Genomic DNA, 16827 nt, shown 5'->3' on the forward strand with positions numbered 1-16827 from the left:
CTTCGCCAGCAAGCCGGCTCCTACTGGTTGATGTACCTGCGCATATCCCTGTAGGAGCCGGCTTGCTGGCGAAGGGGCCCTCAAACCCAACAAAAACCTCCCGGACGACTTACTGCGACCGCGACCCATCGGGCATCAATACCGAATGCTCCGGCTCTGACTCAACCTGCGGCGGCGCCTCGACTGGATGCCTCGGCACCAGCGCCTGCTGTGGATAAGTCTGCGCGAAGTGCACCCACGGACTGTTATCCACAAGTTTTTTCAAACGCTGATTGAACGCCCGGCTCACCGCATATTGCCCGCCGGACACCGTGCGGAATTGCGAGGTCAGCACCACTCCGTTGAGGTCCATCTTGTCGACGCCGAAGACATCCAGCGGCCCTTGCAGGTTGTAACGCAGGAAGGGATCGTTGCTGATCGAATGCCCGGCTTCGCGAATCAACTCGATGGCCTTGTCCACATCCGTGTCATAGGTGAACTGTACCGAGAAAAACGCATAGGCGAATTGCCGCGATTGGTTGGTCACCGCCTTGATCTGGCCGAACGGCACCGAGTGCACGAACCCCTTGCCGTCACGCAGGCGCAAGGTGCGAATGGTCAAGCCCTCGACGGTACCGGCATGACCGGAATCGAGCACCACCCAGTCGCCGATGGACAGGGTGTCTTCGATGATGATGAACAACCCGGTGATCACGTCCTGCACCAGTTGCTGGGAACCGAAACCGATCGCCAGGCCCACTACCCCGGCACCAGCCAGGAACGGCGCAACGTTGATTCCCAGGTTGGCCATGGTGGTGATTGCGCAGATCACCACCAGGATGATTTTGATCGCATTGCGCAACAGCGGCAGGATGGTTTTCACCCGTGTACTCGGCTGGCGCGCCGAGCGCTTGCTTGCCGGTGGTTTCAAGGCCTCCTGAATGGCCGTGTCGAGCACCACCCAGACCATCCACGTCACCAGGAAGATCAGACCGATATGGCTCAGGGAATCGCTGATCGCTCGGCCCACTGCGTTACTGACCGCAAACTCGAACAACGACACGCCCCAGATGCGTCCCAGGACATCGATGAACACGACGGCCATGGCAATGCGCAACAACGCGTGGGACAGGTTCAGGAAACGCTCTTTGTAGGCACTGCCGCGCCGCACATCCGATTCGCTGCGTGCCTTGAACAAATGATGCAGCGTGGTGCTGAGAAACACCGTGGCAATCAGCAACACGGTGGTGAACAGCGCGCTGCGCAGCACAGTCTGATTGTCGTCACCAATGCCGATCAGGTTGATGATCGATACCAGCACCATCAACAGGATTGGCCAGTACCAGAGCCCGGAAAATATGCGCAGGGTTTCACGCAATGCCGGCTGGCTGACGCGCTGGGCCAGCGGCAGAATCCGAATCACATGAGCCACCGGCCGACGCATGCGGATCACCAGCAAGCCAAACGAAATTGAAGCGGCGAGCCCGGTAAAAACGGCGACGCTGCTGGTGAGGTTATTACCCAGTTGATGGGCGATCTGCGGGCTGGTCAGGGCATCGCTCAGGGCAACCAGAAAACCGATGGAGAACAGCGGCCGGGGACTGTGTTCTCGGATGATCCGCACCGCCCGGCGCTTGTGCCCGACGTTGAACACCACCACCAGCGACATCACCAATGACGCGGCAAAAACGCCGGCGCTCGTCGCGTAGGCAAAACACAGCGCCAGGGCCCGACCCGCTGAAACCTGCAAAAACTGGCTGGCATATATCGTCAGCGGCAAACTGACTACCGCCGGAATTGCGTAGGGCAACAAGTAGCCGAGCAACGCTTGGCCACGCTCGCGACTGAGCAGCCAGCGATGTGCACCCAGACGTTGCGCCAACAGGCGCCCGACCAGCCAAAGCAGCGCAAATACGCCAGCCCAGACGCAGGTCAGCAGAAGGAAATCCCCCAGGACGCTCCAGCTCGAGCGAGCCGATGGACGATTGACCAGCTCATCGACTTCATCCACCGCCCGATCAGCGCGCAGGCGCCAGGTGTCGACCAGGTGCTCGTTGAGGTCGAGCTTGCTCTGGACCTCGTCAATGCTCGAACTGATGGCGCCCAGCAATCCGCCCTGCACCAGCGGTTCTGGGTGCGCCGCGGGTGTCGCGGCGGTACTGGCGGCAGCCGGCAATCCCGGTATCGCCGCTGCTTCGAGCGTCTCGCTGCCCAAAAACAGCAGTGCACCCAGTAAAGTCGCGATCTTGAGCCCGATCAAAGCACCCTCTCCGTTGGCTGTGACTGTAAGGAACTGATCGAGAAATGCCGGACAAGTTCGCACCTGGCCCGCCAATGCATCGTCGAAAAACTCGCCGGGTGACATTAGCACGCATGCTGCGCCAGCTCCTACGCTGCAAGCGGCGGTCAACCGTCCGTAGCCCCGTCGAAACTTTCGGCGCCACCGTGCAGTCCTTCAAAGACAGGGCATCGGACCGGAGGCGACATGGCGGCGATTCATATCGGTATTTCAGGTTGGCGGTATACGCCCTGGCGCGGGGATTTCTACCCGAAGGGGCTGGCCCAGAAGCGAGAATTGCAATTCGCCTCACGGGCGGTCAACAGCATCGAAATCAATGGATCGTTTTACGCCCTGCAGCGGCCGGAACGTTACGCTCAGTGGTATGGCGAAACGCCCGCCGAGTTCGTGTTCAGCGTCAAAGCCCCGCGTTTCATCACCCACATCAGACGCCTGCGGGAGGTTCACAAGCCCTTGGCGAACTTCTTTGCCTCCGGGGTACTGGAGCTGAAAGAAAAGCTCGGACCGATCCTCTGGCAGTTCCCTCCTGACTTCAAATTCGACGCTGGGCTGTTCGAGACCTTCCTTGACCAGCTGCCCCGCGACACCGAACAAGCCGCCGCCCTCGCCCGTCAGCATGACGCCCACGTCAACGGCCATGCCAGCCTGAAGGCCTACAAAAAGAAGCGTTTACGCCACGCCGTGGAAATCCGCCACGAGAGCTTTGTCGACCCGGCGTTCATTCGCCTGCTCAAACGCTACAACACCGCCCTGGTGATCGCCGACACCGCGGGTAAATGGCCGTACCGCGAAGACATCACCAGCGACTTTGTCTATCTGCGACTGCATGGCGCCGAAGAACTCTACGCCAGCGGTTACACGCCGCAGGCCTTGCAGCGCTGGGGCGACCGGATCGAAGCATGGCAGCACGGCCGACAACCGAGCGATCCGCAGCTGATTGCACCTCGCCTGAAGCCAAAGCCACGCAAGTCCCGTGAAGTCTTCTGCTATTTCGATAACGACATCAAAGTCCGGGCGCCTTTCGATGCCCGTCGTTTACTGGAGCGATTGCACCTCGACAAGGATCTGGACACCGTTCCCGGTGAGCCCGCTGTGGAGGGCGTGTTGTCATGAGCATTTCAGAGCCTGTCGGCGTGACGGACGAACAGTCCAGCATCGACACCCAAGTGCGTCGGTTCACGGTGCTGACGGTCAACACCCACAAAGGATTCACCGCGCTCAATCGGCGTTTCATCCTGCCGGAACTGCGCGAAGCGGTGCGCAGTGTGTCCGCCGATGTGGTGTTTTTGCAGGAAGTCCATGGCACCCACGAGCAGCATCCAAAGCGCTACAACAATTGGCCGACGATACCGCAGTACGAATTCCTCGCCGACACCCTTTGGCCACAGTTCGCCTATGGGCGCAACGCGGTCTATCCGGCGGGCGATCACGGCAACGCGCTGCTGTCGAAATTCCAGATTATTCGTCATGACAATCTCGACGTGTCCATCAGCGGTCACGAAAACCGCGGGATTCTGCATTGCGTGTTGCGCCTGCCCGGCGACGGTCGCGAGGTGCACGCCATCTGCGTGCACCTGGGCCTTCGGGAAACCCACCGCAACGCGCAACTCGCTCTGTTGGCCCAACGCCTGGACGCGCTGCCAGACGACGCGCCGGTAATCGTTGCCGGTGACTTCAATGACTGGCGCCAGCGCGCCGATGCGTTGCTCAAACCCAGCGGATTACGCGAAGTCTTTGCCGAACATCATGGCAAACCGGCGCGCAGTTTTCCCGCACGTTTGCCGGCTTTGCGTCTGGACCGCATCTACGTGCGCCACCTCAAGGCCAGCCATCCGCAGGTGCTGGCAAGCCGGCCCTGGTCCCACCTTTCCGACCACGTCCCGCTATCGGTGGAGATCGAGCTATGAGCAGCCAGTCGATGGAAAAAACCACGGTTGAACACATCCCCGCGCCGCCGGTACGCGAGCCGACAGCAGTCGATGTCGAATACGGCTGGCAAGGCAGCAATCGAGTCGAGTTGCTGGAAAATGGCGAGGCGTATTTTCCTCGAGTGTTCGAAGCGTTGCGTCAGGCCCAGAACGAAATCCTGCTGGAAACCTTCATTCTGTTCGAAGACAAGGTTGGCAACGAACTGCAACAGATCCTCATCGAAGCGGCACAAAGGGGCGTGCGCACCACCGTCAGCCTCGACGGCTTCGGTTGCGGCGAATTGAGCACCGGGTTTCTCACCGCTCTAAGCGGCGCGGGCGTGCATTTGCAGATGTTCGATCCGGCACCGAAACGCCTGGGCATCCGCACCAACTGGTTCCGACGTTTGCATCGCAAAATCGTGGTGGTGGACGGGACTGTCGCCTTCATCGGCGGGATCAATTTTTCCGCCGATCATCTGGCTGACTTCGGCCCTGAGGCCAAGCAGGATTATTCGGTTGAAGTACAGGGGCCGGTGGTCGCTGACATCCATCACTTTGCCTTGCTGCAATGCGGTCGCCCGGCGCGGGCCAAATACTGGTGGCAAAGGCGCCGACAACGGCGCTCCGAACTGGCCATCAACGATCATGACGGTCAAGTGCGGTTGGTGTACCGCGACAACGGCGAACACCCGACGGACATTGAAGAGGTCTATCGGCAGGTGTTGCGCACTGCACAACGGCGGGTGGTGATCGCCAATGCCTACTTCTTTCCGGGTTATCGGCTGTTGCGCGAAATTCGCAACGCGTCGCGCCGGGGCGTCGATGTGCGGCTGATCCTGCAAGGCCAACCAGACATGATGGTGGCCAAGCTCGCGGCGCGCATGACCTACGACTACTTGCTCAAGTCCGGGGTAAAAATCTACGAATACTGCGACCGACCGCTGCACGGCAAAGTGGCGCTGGTGGACGAAGACTGGAGCACCGTCGGCTCCAGCAATCTGGACCCGTTGAGTCTGTCGATGAACCTTGAGGCCAACGTGCTGATTCGCGATCGCCAGTTCAACCGTGAGCTGTACGACCGACTCGAAGACCTCAGCGACCATCACTGCAAGATCATGTCCCCCGAAAAAATGCCACGCGGACGGGTCTGGCACATGACCGTCGGCTTTCTGGTATTTCACTTTCTGCGGCATTTTCCGGCATGGGCCGGTTGGCTACCGGCGCACAAACCACGCCTGAAACCCTTCACGCCTGCGACCGGGAGCGATCACCATGAGCCACGCTGATACCGGATCGACGTCCCACACCGAGCACCCGGCCAAGTCGCGCTGGAGCCGTTGGAAAAAACCGCTGACCATGTTGTTTTTTCTGGCGCTGATTGTGTTGTTGACGATGTTCGCCCAGCGCATCGAATGGGCCGAAGTGCTCGAGACCCTGGCCGATTTCAAAGTGCGCACCTTGATCATCGCGTCCTCCCTGACAGTGCTGAGTTTTCTGGTGTATGCCTGTTTCGATCTGATCGGGCGCACTTACATCCGTCAGGACCTGACCTGGAAACAGATCCTCCCGGTGGGCATCATCAGCTACGCCTTCAACCTCAACTTGAGTGCCTGGGTCGGTGGCATTGCCATGCGTTATCGGCTGTACTCGCGCCTCGGGGTGAGCAAGAGCAACATCGCGAAAATCCTCGGCCTGAGCCTGGCGACCAACTGGATCGGCTACATGCTGATCGCCGGCGTGGTGTTCAGCAGTGGATTGGTGCGCATGCCACCGGGCTGGAAACTGAGCAGCGGTGCGCTGCAAGCGGTGGGAGTGTTGTTGCTGCTGGTGAGTGCCGGATACCTGGCGGCTTGCCGTTTTTCCAGTCGTCGGGAATGGTCGATTCGTGGAGTGGAAATCAATTTGCCGTCGCTGCGCATGGCGATCCTGCAACTGTGCCTCGGCGCGCTGAACTGGTCGCTGATGGCAGCGGTCATTTTCACCCTGCTGCCGAGCAAGCTCGATTACCCGTTGGTGCTGGGTGTATTGCTGATCAGCGCAATTGCCGGGGTCATCACGCACATCCCCGCCGGGCTCGGCGTGCTGGAAGCGGTGTTTGTGGCGCTGCTGCAACATGAGGCATCACGGGGCAGTCTGGTGGCAGGATTGCTGGCATATCGGGCGATCTATTTTCTGTTGCCGCTGTTGATCACCTTAGTGATGTACCTGATCGTCGAAGCCAAGGCCAAGTCGTTGCGGATCAGCAAGAAACCCAAGTGAATTGTTGTTGGTAGTCAGGACGCCATCGCGAGCAAGCGGCGAAGGCATCCGCGAGAACGCCTCAAATCATTTCGATTGAATAATGCTCAACCGTTCACCCACTACCATCTCCGTGATCCAGTCCACCAGGATCGACGTGTAGGCCTGCTGTGAAACCGGGTCGCTCAAGGCGTGATCGGCACCATCGATGATGCGGTGCGTCAGCGAATGCGTCTGCTGACACGCCGCGCGATAACTCATGATCGTTGCGTGGGGAACAAAGTCGTCGGTCTCGGACTCCACCAGCAACACATCTCCGGTAAATGCCGAACACGCATGCAACGCACGGTTTGTGTCGGCGCGCACCAGGGTACTGCGGTAATCGCACAAATCGAGCTTGTCCAGATCGCGTTTAGGCGTGTGCCATTCTTCGTCGCGATACAGCGCCGGCACCCGCAGTGCCAACCAGCGCACCGGCCTGAGCGACGTAAGGATCGAAGCCAGGTAGCCGCCGTAACTGGTGCCGACCACGGCAATCGCCGAGGTATCGAGCGCAGGATGCGCAAGCAAACGATCATAGGCTGCCAGCAAGTCCCGCAAATTGTCCTCGCGCGTCACTCGGGTCAAGGGAATGCCTGTGCCCCCGGTATGGCCGCGCAAATCAAACGTCAGGCACACACAACCCAGCCCGGCGATACCTTTGGCCCGCTCCAGGTCGCGCTCCTGACTGCCGCCCCAGCCGTGCACAAACAACACGCCGGGGACTTTCGATTTTGGACTGAGAAAGGTCCCGCTCATCTGTTCGTCGTCGATGTCGATTTGAATGCTTTCGCTTCTAGCCGTCATAGGATTTGACCGTTACGTACTTGAGTAGAAAATCACTGTCCTGAGCCGGGCCGCGATACACCTCAATGGCGTTTGGCGGCAGCGGCTGGTCGATGTAGGTCTCGACGGCAGACACGCGAATGGCGCGCATGTCCGGATCGTTGATGAAACTCTGCAATGCCGCGACCTCGGCGCTGCTGGCCCCGCCCAGGCGCCAGGATTGTTCGAGCACGCCACTGCGTTGCCGACCGTTGCTGTCCACCCCCTGAGCGATGTCGTAGTTGCGCCGCGACGCAAAAAATCCGGGGTAGGCTTCATTCGCAGCGCTGTCGAATACCTGGGCCTGCTCAATCGCCAGGCGCACGTCTTCAGCCAGGTCGAGCAACAGCAAATCGTCATACTCGCCCTGCACCACCAGCAGGTCGGAGCCGCCGTATACCGGCTCGCCATGGGCGTCTTCGGTCAAGTATTGCTCACCGCAGTAACTCAGTACTTTGTCGCCGACAAAACTCTGACCCACGCTGTGGGTGATGACCTGCTCCAGATCCTGCTCCAGTACCACGCCTTCGTTGAACAGGGTTTTAGCGTCTGGCCGGGCAAGGATGTCGTCGAATTGATCGAGGCTTTTGATCACTTCCTGCCCGCGCCCCGCACAGGCATGAATCGGCTTGAGGCGAATCGGCCCGTTGTACAGCAGATGTTCCGCTGCCGGCCGCGCATCTTCAAAGGAAAACACGCTGAGACCGTCGAGCACCACGCTGCGCACCCGCTCGGAGAACAACGGCGCCCAACCTTGAGGTGCACGAGCGTTGTGGTTCAGCAAGCCGTGGCTGATGGCCTTGGTGCAGATGAAATCGTGGTCGACATAACCGCCCCACAAATCGTCTGGCCCCTCGACCCCCAATGCTCTTGCTGCGGCGGCGCCGACCAGGGTTTGGGTGGGCAACAGATACAGATCCTTTCCGTCATGCAAGTCGGCGTTGTAACTGCCCGCGTATTTGAGCCCGAGTATTTGCGCGAGCCAACGGGCGAGTGCCCGGTTGGTCTCGACTTCGTGCAACGGCGCGTCGGCGTTAACCGAATGAGCGACCACCAGTTTCTTGCGGTTTGCCGGGGTCATGCATCCCCCTTCAATCGGCGCGTGATGAATGTAGTGATAGGGAGTGCAGAGATCACGCCAATGACCAGGCGGGTGCAATGGCTTTCAAATCAATGGGTTGCGCAAAACGTGATGGCAACTTGCCTGTTTTAATCTGCACGAAGCCTGTTGAGGTTCAGGCATTTTGCACGACCCCCTGTAGGAGCGAGCTTGCTCGCGATGGTGGAATGCCAGTCAACATCTATGTTGAATGCTAAGCCGCTATCGCGAGCAAGCTCGCTCCTGCATGGGTTTGTGGTGAGGCATCTAGCGTGTGGCGCTAGCCGGCGTGACACCAAACCGCGTTCGATAATCACTCGGCGCCAGCCCGGTGATTTTCTTGAAGGTCGAGCGAAATGCTCCGGGGTCCTGATAACCCACAGTCCAGGCAATGTGATCGATGGTGCCGTTGGTGAATTCGAGCATTTCTCGGGCCTTACCCACGCGCAGATGTTGGCAGTATTCGGTGGGCTTGAGCCCGGTGGCTGAACGGAAACGCCGCAGAAATGTGCGCTCTTCCAGCCCTGCCCGCTCGGACATCGCCGACAATGAAACATCGGTCGCGCCGGTGCTTTGCAACCAGTGCTGCACTTTCAGGATCGATGCATCGCCATGGCTGAGGATCGGCGCAAAGTTGCTGCCGCATTCACTGGCACTGTCGCTGTGCTCCACCACCAGAAAACGCGCCGTGCCGGTGGCGATACTCGGCCCGAGCAAGCGGTCGACCAGACGTAAACCCAACTCGGACCAAGCCATCAATCCAGCAGTGGTAATCAAGTCACCGTCATCGACAATGGGTGTATCGGCCTTGAGTTTGATGGCCGGGTAACGCTCGGCGAAGGTTTTCGCAGAGGTCCAGTGCGTGGTGGCGCTGCGGCCGTCGAGCAAACCGCTTTCAGCCAGCAGGATCGACCCTACGCATACTCCGCCCAGCGTCGCACCGCTGGCATGTTGTTCGCACAACCAGCGGATCAAACCCTGCGGCGCCTGGCCTTCGGAGAAACCGGCAATCGATGGCGGAATCAGCACGGCCACCATGGCGCGATCCGGCCCTGGTTGGCTGTCGAAGACGCGCTCCGGCACTTGCTCGTCCCGGACCTGCCAATGGCTGACGCGTAGCAACGGCAACTGCACAGCCTGATGCTCGGCAGCGATCCGGTTGGCCACGCCGAACAAGTCCGTCAACCCATGCACGGCCGCCATCTGCGCGCCGGGGTAAATCAGTACCCCCAATTCGGCGATTGCCCTTTGTGCGTCCATTGTCAGTTTTCCCCCTCTTATTGTCGGTGCGGCCAATCCTCGGAATGTCAGCTAAACCTGATACTTCATTCCACACCCAACACACACTTCGAGGTAACAGTCATGGCCAAGCAAGCGCTCATCGTAGTCGATATCCAGAACGACTACTTCCCCCAAGGCAAGTGGCCGCTGGTCGGTGCCGACGCCGCTGCGGACAATGCCGTGCGCCTGATCAAGGCCTTCCGCGACGCAGGTGATTCGGTGGTGCACATCCGCCACGAGTTCACCTCCGAGGATGCACCGTTTTTCACCCCGAACTCCGAAGGCGCCAAACTGCATCCCAAAGTCCTCAACCGCGCCAACGAGCCAGTGGTGCTCAAGCACTTCGTCAACTCGTTCCGCGAAACCGAACTACAGTCAATCCTCGATGAGAAAGGCATCAAGGAGTTGGTGGTCGTGGGCAGCATGAGCCACATGTGTGTCGACGGCATTACCCGCGCCGCCAATGATCTGGGCTACAGCGTCACGGTGATTCACGACGCCTGTGCCAGCCGCGACCTGGAATTCAACGGCCTGACCGTTCCGGCAGCCCACGTGCATGCGGCCTTTATGTCCGCCCTGGGCTTTGCCTACGCCAGTGTGGTCTCCACCGACGACTTCCTGACTGCCAACCAGTAAACACCCAACCCACGCTACGTTCTGGAGATGTTCGACATGGCTACTCTGACGACTCGCGAAGGCAACACCCTTTACTACAAGGATTGGGGCAGCGGACAACCGGTGGTGTTCAGCCACGGTTGGCCCTTGAGCGCCGACAGTTGGGAATCGCAGATGCTGCACTTCGCCAACAACGGCTTCCGCGCCATCGCGCACGATCGTCGGGGCCATGGCCGATCCAGCCAGCCGTGGGACGGCAACGACATGGATCACTACGCCGACGACCTGGCGGAGTTGATCGAACACCTGGACCTCAAGGACGTGATTCTTTTCGGCTTTTCCACCGGCGGCGGTGAAGTGGCCCGTTACATCGGCCGTCACGGCACCAAACGCCTGGCCAAGGCCGGACTGATCTCCGCCGTACCACCGCTGATGCTGAAAACCGAAAGCAACCCCAAGGGCTTGCCGATCGAAGTCTTCGACGGCATCCGCGCCGGCTCCATCGCCGACCGCTCACAACTCTACAAGGACATTGCCGGCGGTCCGTTCTTCGGTTTCAACCGTCCGGGCGCCAAATCCTCCCAGGGGCTGATCGACTCGTTCTGGATGCAAGGCATGATGGGCGGCCACAAGAACACCCTTGACAGCATCAAGGCATTCTCGGAAACCGATTTCCGCGAGGATCTAAAGAAATTTGATGTGCCGACCCTGATCCTCCACGGCGATGATGACCAGATCGTGCCGATTCAGGCTGCGGGCCTGGAGAGCAAGCGGTTGATCGAGCATGCGCAGTTGCTCGTCTACCCCGGCGCGCCCCATGGGCTGACCGATACCCATAAAGAGAAGGTGAACGCGGACATGCTGGCGTTCGCCAAGGGCTGAATCGCCACATACGAAAAACAAAAAGCCCGTAGCGTGTAAGCGCTACGGGCTTTTTTATACCGTTCGGTCTAACGAATGCTTAGAACGGGATATCGTCATCAAAGCTGTCGAAATCCGGAGCCGGTTGCGGCGCAGCCTGCTGTGGAGCCGGAGCCGAACGCTGTTGCGGTGCCGACTGCTGAGGACGCGGTGCCTGTTGGCGCGGAGCGGATTGTTGGTAGTTGTTACCACCGCCCTGGCCCTGTTGGTCGCCCTGTGGACGGCCGCCCAGCAGTTGCATGGTGCCTTGCATGTCGACCACGATTTCAGTGGTGTAACGCTTGATGCCGTCTTTTTCCCACTCGCGGGTCTGCAGTTTGCCTTCGATGTAGACCTGCGAACCTTTACGCAGGTATTCGCCGGCGATTTCTGCAACCTTGCCGAACATCGATACACGGTGCCATTCGGTCTTTTCGACTTTCTGACCGGTTTGCTTGTCGGTCCACTGTTCGCTGGTCGCCAGACTCAGGTTGGTCACGGCGTTACCGTTAGGCAAGTAGCGAACTTCGGGATCCTGGCCGCAAGTGCCGACCAATATGACTTTGTTAACCCCACGGGCCATAACGTTCTCCTAGGCTACGCACGCTGCCCCGGCCGGGTTGTTCACCAGGCGCTCAAGGGTGGTGCGATCCAATAGTTCGGTGTCCAATTTGATGTAAATAGCCGCTTCTTCCGCGACGATCACTGCATCTGTTACCCCTACGACCGCCTTCAGGCGCTCGACCAGACCCGCTTCGCGGATCGCCTCAGGCGACAACAGCAAGCGCAGGCTTGTGACGTAGGGAGGTTCGCGCATGGTAACAGCAAAGACCAGCCAGAGGGCAGCCAGACCGGCGCATCCGAGGAACACAACCGACAGACCGCCATGCTGGAACATCCAGCCGCCGAGAATGCCGCCCAGTGCCGACCCGAGGAACTGGCTGGTGGAATAAACCCCCATCGCAGTGCCTTTGCCACCCGCCGGTGAAACCTTGCTGATCAGCGACGGCAACGAAGCTTCCAGGAGATTGAACGCAGTGAAAAACACCACCGTACCAATCACCAGAGCCCGCAAGCTGTCGCCGAACTGCCAGAAGAATAGCTCAGTGAACAGAAGCGTCACGACGGCGCCGAGTAAAACTCGTTTCATTTTGCGTTTCTTCTCGCCGTAGATAATGAACGGGATCATGGCGAAGAAAGAAATCAGCAGCGCGGTCAGGTAGACCCACCAGTGTTGCTCCTTGGGCAGGCCGGCTTTTTCGACCAGGGCCAGGGGCAAGGCAACGAAACTCGACATCAACATGGCGTGCAACACAAAGATGCCGAGATCCAGGCGCAGCAGGTCCGGATGTTTGAGCGTCGGCATCAGCGCCTGACGCGCCACACCGGACTCACGATGCTGCAACGGCCCGGTGGAGCGCGGCACCATGAACATCACGATGACGATGCCGAACAGCGCCATGCCACCCGTGGCGTAAAACAACCCGGACAGGCCGAAAACACGCGTCAGCAACGGCCCTATGACCATGGCGACCGCGAACGACAGACCAATCGTCATACCGATCATGGCCATGGCCTTGGTCCGGTGCTGCTCGCGGGTCAGGTCTGACAGCAATGCCATGACCGCCGCGGAAATCGCCCCGGCGCCCTGCAGGATTCGTCCGGCGATAACGCCCCAGATCGAATCGGCATTGGCCGCCAGCACACTGCCGAGGGCGAAGACGATCAACCCCAGGTAAATCACCGGGCGACGACCTATGCGGTCGGAAATGATACCGAACGGAATCTGGAAAACCGCCTGCGTCAGGCCGTAAGCGCCAATCGCCAGACCGATCAAGGCCGGGGTTGCTCCCGCCAGATCCATCCCATAGGTCGCCAGTACCGGCAACACCATGAACATGCCAAGCATACGGAAGGCGAACACCAGGGCCAGACCGCTTGCTGCGCGGGTCTCGCTGCCACTCATACGCTCGCTGTGGGGATCGTGCATGGAAAAACCTCATGTGAACCGGCGGCGATTCTACCAGTCCCATCGATTGACGGGATATATCGCGACGCTTTGCCGCGCATTGCTGACACACTCTTCATGTACGACAGTAACCCACTTGCTTGATAGTGTGCATCCATCCAGTATTTGGCCGTATACTCCTATGTTTTCGACGCCCGCCGAGCGAGGCCACTTTGGACAAGATCCTGATTCGTGGGGCTCGAACCCACAACCTGAAGAACATCGACCTGACCCTGCCACGGGACAAGCTGATCGTCATCACCGGCCTGTCCGGTTCGGGCAAGTCATCCCTGGCGTTCGACACCCTGTACGCCGAAGGTCAGCGCCGCTACGTCGAATCGCTGTCGGCCTATGCCCGGCAGTTCCTGTCGATGATGGAAAAGCCAGATGTCGACACCATCGAAGGCCTGTCGCCGGCGATCTCCATCGAACAGAAGTCGACCTCGCACAACCCGCGCTCGACCGTCGGCACCATCACTGAAATCTACGACTACCTGCGCCTGCTGTATGCACGCGTAGGTATTCCGCGTTGTCCGGATCACGACATCCCGCTCGAAGCGCAGACCGTCAGCCAGATGGTCGACCTGGTCCTCGCCGAACCGGAGGGCAGCAAGCTGATGCTGCTGGCCCCAGTGATCCGCGAGCGCAAAGGCGAACATCTGTCGGTCTTCGAAGAGCTGCGCGCACAGGGCTTCGTCCGCGCCCGAATCAACGGCAAGCTCTATGAGCTGGACGAAGCACCCAAGCTCGACAAACAGAAAAAACACACCATTGATGTCGTGGTCGACCGCTTCAAGGTTCGCGCCGACTTGCAACAACGCCTGGCCGAATCCTTCGAGACCGCGCTGAAACTGGCGGACGGCATCGCCCTCGTGGCGCCGATGGACGATGAGCCCGGTGAAGAAATGATCTTCTCCGCGCGCTTCGCCTGCCCGATCTGCGGCCATGCCATCAGCGAACTGGAACCCAAGCTGTTCTCCTTCAACAACCCCGCCGGTGCCTGCCCGACCTGCGATGGTTTGGGGGTTAAGCAGTTTTTCGACATCAAGCGACTGGTCAACGGTGATTTGACCCTGGCCGAAGGTGCGATTCGCGGCTGGGATCGGCGCAACGTCTATTACTTCCAGATGCTCGGATCGCTGGCTTCGCACTATAAGTTCAGCCTCGAAGTGCCGTTCAACGAGCTGCCGGCCGATCAGCAGAAATTCATCCTGCACGGCAGCGGTTCGCAAAACGTCGACTTCAAATACCTGAACGACCGTGGCGATATCGTCAAACGCTCGCACCCGTTCGAAGGCATCGTGCCAAACCTGGAACGCCGTTACCGCGAAACCGAGTCGGCCTCGGTGCGTGAAGAGCTGGCCAAGTTCCTCAGCACTCAATCCTGCCCTGATTGCCGCGGCACCCGCCTGCGCCGTGAAGCACGGCACGTATGGGTCGGCGAGAAGACCCTGCCGGCAGTGACCAACCTGCCCATCGGCGATGCTTGCGAATACTTCGGCGGGTTGAAACTGACCGGCCGTCGTGGCGAGATTGCCGACAAGATCCTCAAGGAAATCCGTGAGCGCCTGCAGTTTCTGGTCAACGTAGGTCTCGATTACCTGTCGCTTGATCGCAGTGCCGACACGTTGTCGGGCGGCGAGGCCCAGCGAATCCGCTTGGCCAGTCAGATCGGCGCCGGTCTGGTCGGCGTGCTGTACATCCTCGACGAACCGTCGATTGGCCTGCATCAGCGCGATAACGACCGGTTGCTTGGCACTCTTAAACACCTGCGCGACATTGGCAATACGGTGATCGTGGTCGAACACGATGAAGACGCCATTCGCCTGGCCGACTATGTGGTGGACATCGGTCCAGGCGCCGGCGTGCACGGCGGGCATATCGTCGCCGAAGGTACGCCGGCGGAAGTCATGGCTCACCCGGATTCCTTGACGGGCAAGTACCTTTCAGGGCGCGTGAAGATCGAAGTCCCGGCCAATCGCACGCCGCGCAACAAGAAGCTGACGCTGTCCCTCAAAGGAGCTCGTGGCAACAACTTGCGCAATGTCGACCTGGAGATTCCGATCGGCCTGCTGACCTGCGTGACCGGTGTGTCCGGCTCGGGCAAGTCGACGCTGATCAACAACACGCTGTTTCCATTAAGTGCCACGGCGCTGAACGGCGCGACCACGCTTGAGGCTGCCGCCCACGACAGCATCAAGGGCCTGGAACACCTGGACAAGGTCGTGGACATCGACCAAAGCCCTATCGGCCGTACACCGCGCTCCAACCCGGCGACTTACACCGGATTGTTCACGCCGATCCGCGAGTTGTTCGCCGGCGTGCCGGAATCCCGCTCCCGGGGTTACGGGCCAGGGCGCTTCTCCTTCAACGTGAAGGGCGGACGCTGCGAGGCCTGCCAGGGCGATGGCCTGATCAAGGTGGAGATGCACTTCCTGCCGGACATTTATGTCCCGTGCGACGTCTGCAAGAGCAAGCGTTACAACCGCGAAACCCTGGAGATCAAGTATAAGGGCAAGAGCATTCACGAAACCCTCGAAATGACCATCGAGGAAGCAAGGGTGTTCTTCGACGCGGTCCCCGCACTGGCGCGTAAGCTGCAAACGTTGATGGATGTCGGTCTGTCGTATATCAAACTCGGACAATCGGCGACCACTTTGTCCGGTGGTGAAGCCCAGCGGGTGAAACTCTCCCGCGAATTGTCCAAACGCGACACCGGCAAAACCTTGTACATCCTCGACGAGCCAACGACCGGCCTGCACTTCGCGGACATTCAGCAACTGCTGGACGTACTGCATCGCCTACGCGATCACGGCAATACCGTGGTGGTGATTGAACACAACCTGGACGTGATCAAGACCGCTGACTGGCTGGTGGACCTTGGGCCGGAAGGTGGCTCCAAGGGTGGGCAGATCATTGCGGTTGGCACACCCGAGGAAGTCGCCGAGATGAAGCAATCTCACACCGGCTACTACCTGAAACCGCTGTTGGAACGTGATCGGGCTTAATCCGACTCATGAAAAAGCCCCTGTCACTTCATCAGTGACAGGGGCTTTTTTGTATCCGTTGAATCAGGCGTGGGATTGCAGGTAGTTCTCAAGCCCGATCAACTTGATCAGACCCAACTGCTTCTCGAGCCAGTAGGTGTGATCTTCTTCGGTGTCATGCAATTGAACCCGCAGCATTTCGCGGCTGACATAGTCCTTGTGCTGCTCGCAGAGCTTGATGCCCTTGCACAGCGCAGCACGGACTTTGTATTCCAGGCGCAAATCCGCTTCGAGCATCTCGGTCACCGTAGTGCCGACATCAAGATCGTCCGGGCGCATGCGCGGCGTGCCTTCGAGCATCAGGATCCGGCGCATCAGCGCATCGGCGTGCCCTGCTTCCTCTTCCATCTCGTGGTTGATACGTTCGTAGAGCTTGGTGAAACCCCAGTCCTCATACATCCGCGAGTGGACGAAATATTGATCACGCGCGGCCAGTTCGCCGGTCAGCAACGTGTTGAGGTAATCGATTACGTCTGGGTGGCCTTGCATTGCCCTACATCTCCCTGCTTGAAAGTTACAGTTTGAACCAACCCGACCATAACGTCACTCGCCAGACGCAATAAAAGCGAAGATATTCTGAGAAAAGC

General features: G+C 59.5%; 14 protein-coding genes. 7 read left to right on the top strand and 7 right to left on the bottom strand.

Annotation, left to right across the window (positions count from 1 at the left end; translation table 11 throughout):
- Positions 1–109 precede the first annotated feature (109 nt).
- The gene (locus AD668_RS23945; RefSeq protein WP_053162868.1) at positions 110–2239 is read right to left on the bottom strand and encodes a mechanosensitive ion channel family protein; all 2130 of its coding nucleotides are present in this window, start codon (positions 2237–2239) and stop codon (positions 110–112) included.
- A gap of 225 nt (positions 2240–2464) precedes the next feature.
- Here AD668_RS23945 and AD668_RS23950 point away from each other — a divergent pair, with 225 nt between their 5' ends.
- From AD668_RS23950 to AD668_RS23965, 4 genes are read left to right on the top strand one after another with little or no spacing between them, the layout of a single operon-like run.
- Complete coding sequence (locus tag AD668_RS23950; protein WP_053162809.1) at positions 2465–3391, top strand: DUF72 domain-containing protein; 927 nt, start codon at positions 2465–2467, stop codon at positions 3389–3391.
- Entirely contained in the window at positions 3388–4185 is a 798-nt protein-coding gene (locus AD668_RS23955; RefSeq protein WP_053162811.1) for an endonuclease/exonuclease/phosphatase family protein, read from the top strand. Before AD668_RS23950 ends, AD668_RS23955 begins: the two co-directional genes overlap by 4 nt.
- Positions 4182–5474 carry a cardiolipin synthase ClsB gene (clsB, locus tag AD668_RS23960; protein WP_053162813.1) on the top strand — a complete coding sequence of 431 codons (1293 nt, stop codon included), beginning with the start codon at positions 4182–4184 and terminating at the stop codon, positions 5472–5474. The genes AD668_RS23955 and clsB overlap by 4 nt, the downstream gene beginning before the upstream one ends.
- Positions 5461–6447, top strand: a complete 987-nt coding sequence (locus tag AD668_RS23965) for a lysylphosphatidylglycerol synthase domain-containing protein (RefSeq protein WP_053162815.1) — start codon at positions 5461–5463, stop codon at positions 6445–6447. Before clsB ends, AD668_RS23965 begins: the two co-directional genes overlap by 14 nt.
- Before the next feature lie 66 nt (positions 6448–6513).
- On the opposite strand, the gene AD668_RS23970 is transcribed toward AD668_RS23965, so the two are convergent.
- The 3 genes from AD668_RS23970 to AD668_RS23980 all read right to left on the bottom strand — a co-directional run bounded on the left by AD668_RS23970 (position 6514) and on the right by AD668_RS23980 (position 9649).
- Positions 6514–7272, bottom strand: coding sequence for a S9 family peptidase (locus AD668_RS23970; protein ID WP_053162817.1), 759 nt, complete (start codon positions 7270–7272; stop codon positions 6514–6516).
- Positions 7262–8371 carry a DUF3182 family protein gene (locus tag AD668_RS23975; protein ID WP_053162818.1) on the bottom strand — a complete coding sequence of 370 codons (1110 nt, stop codon included), beginning with the start codon at positions 8369–8371 and terminating at the stop codon, positions 7262–7264. The genes AD668_RS23970 and AD668_RS23975 overlap by 11 nt, the downstream gene beginning before the upstream one ends.
- Positions 8372–8656: 285 nt before the next feature.
- On the bottom strand, positions 8657–9649 hold the full coding sequence (locus AD668_RS23980; protein WP_053162820.1) for a GlxA family transcriptional regulator: 993 nt from the start codon (positions 9647–9649) through the stop codon (positions 8657–8659).
- Positions 9650–9751: 102 nt separating this feature from the next.
- Between AD668_RS23980 and AD668_RS23985 the strand changes: the two genes are divergently transcribed.
- Both AD668_RS23985 and AD668_RS23990 read left to right on the top strand, forming a co-directional pair.
- Positions 9752–10306 (top strand): cysteine hydrolase family protein, encoded by a 555-nt coding sequence (locus AD668_RS23985; protein WP_053162822.1) that lies wholly within the window; start codon positions 9752–9754, stop codon positions 10304–10306.
- A gap of 36 nt (positions 10307–10342) precedes the next feature.
- Positions 10343–11167, top strand: coding sequence for an alpha/beta fold hydrolase (locus tag AD668_RS23990; protein ID WP_053162870.1), 825 nt, complete (start codon positions 10343–10345; stop codon positions 11165–11167).
- 79 nt (positions 11168–11246) lie between these two features.
- On the opposite strand, the gene AD668_RS23995 is transcribed toward AD668_RS23990, so the two are convergent.
- Both AD668_RS23995 and AD668_RS24000 read right to left on the bottom strand, forming a co-directional pair.
- Complete coding sequence (locus AD668_RS23995) at positions 11247–11768, bottom strand: single-stranded DNA-binding protein (RefSeq protein ID WP_053162823.1); 522 nt, start codon at positions 11766–11768, stop codon at positions 11247–11249.
- Between the two features lie 9 nt (positions 11769–11777).
- Positions 11778–13175 (bottom strand): MFS transporter, encoded by a 1398-nt coding sequence (locus AD668_RS24000; RefSeq protein WP_053162825.1) that lies wholly within the window; start codon positions 13173–13175, stop codon positions 11778–11780.
- A gap of 191 nt (positions 13176–13366) precedes the next feature.
- Here AD668_RS24000 and uvrA point away from each other — a divergent pair, with 191 nt between their 5' ends.
- On the top strand, positions 13367–16201 hold the full coding sequence (gene uvrA, locus AD668_RS24005; RefSeq protein WP_053162827.1) for an excinuclease ABC subunit UvrA: 2835 nt from the start codon (positions 13367–13369) through the stop codon (positions 16199–16201).
- 63 nt (positions 16202–16264) lie between these two features.
- Here uvrA and bfr read toward each other — a convergent pair whose 3' ends face one another.
- Positions 16265–16729: a bacterioferritin gene (gene bfr, locus AD668_RS24010; protein ID WP_007970123.1), complete on the bottom strand. Its 465-nt coding sequence runs from the start codon at positions 16727–16729 to the stop codon at positions 16265–16267.
- Between the last annotated feature and the right edge of the window lie 98 nt (positions 16730–16827).

Source organism: Pseudomonas sp. P1.8 (assembly GCF_001269805.1).
GTDB lineage: Bacteria > Pseudomonadota > Gammaproteobacteria > Pseudomonadales > Pseudomonadaceae > Aquipseudomonas.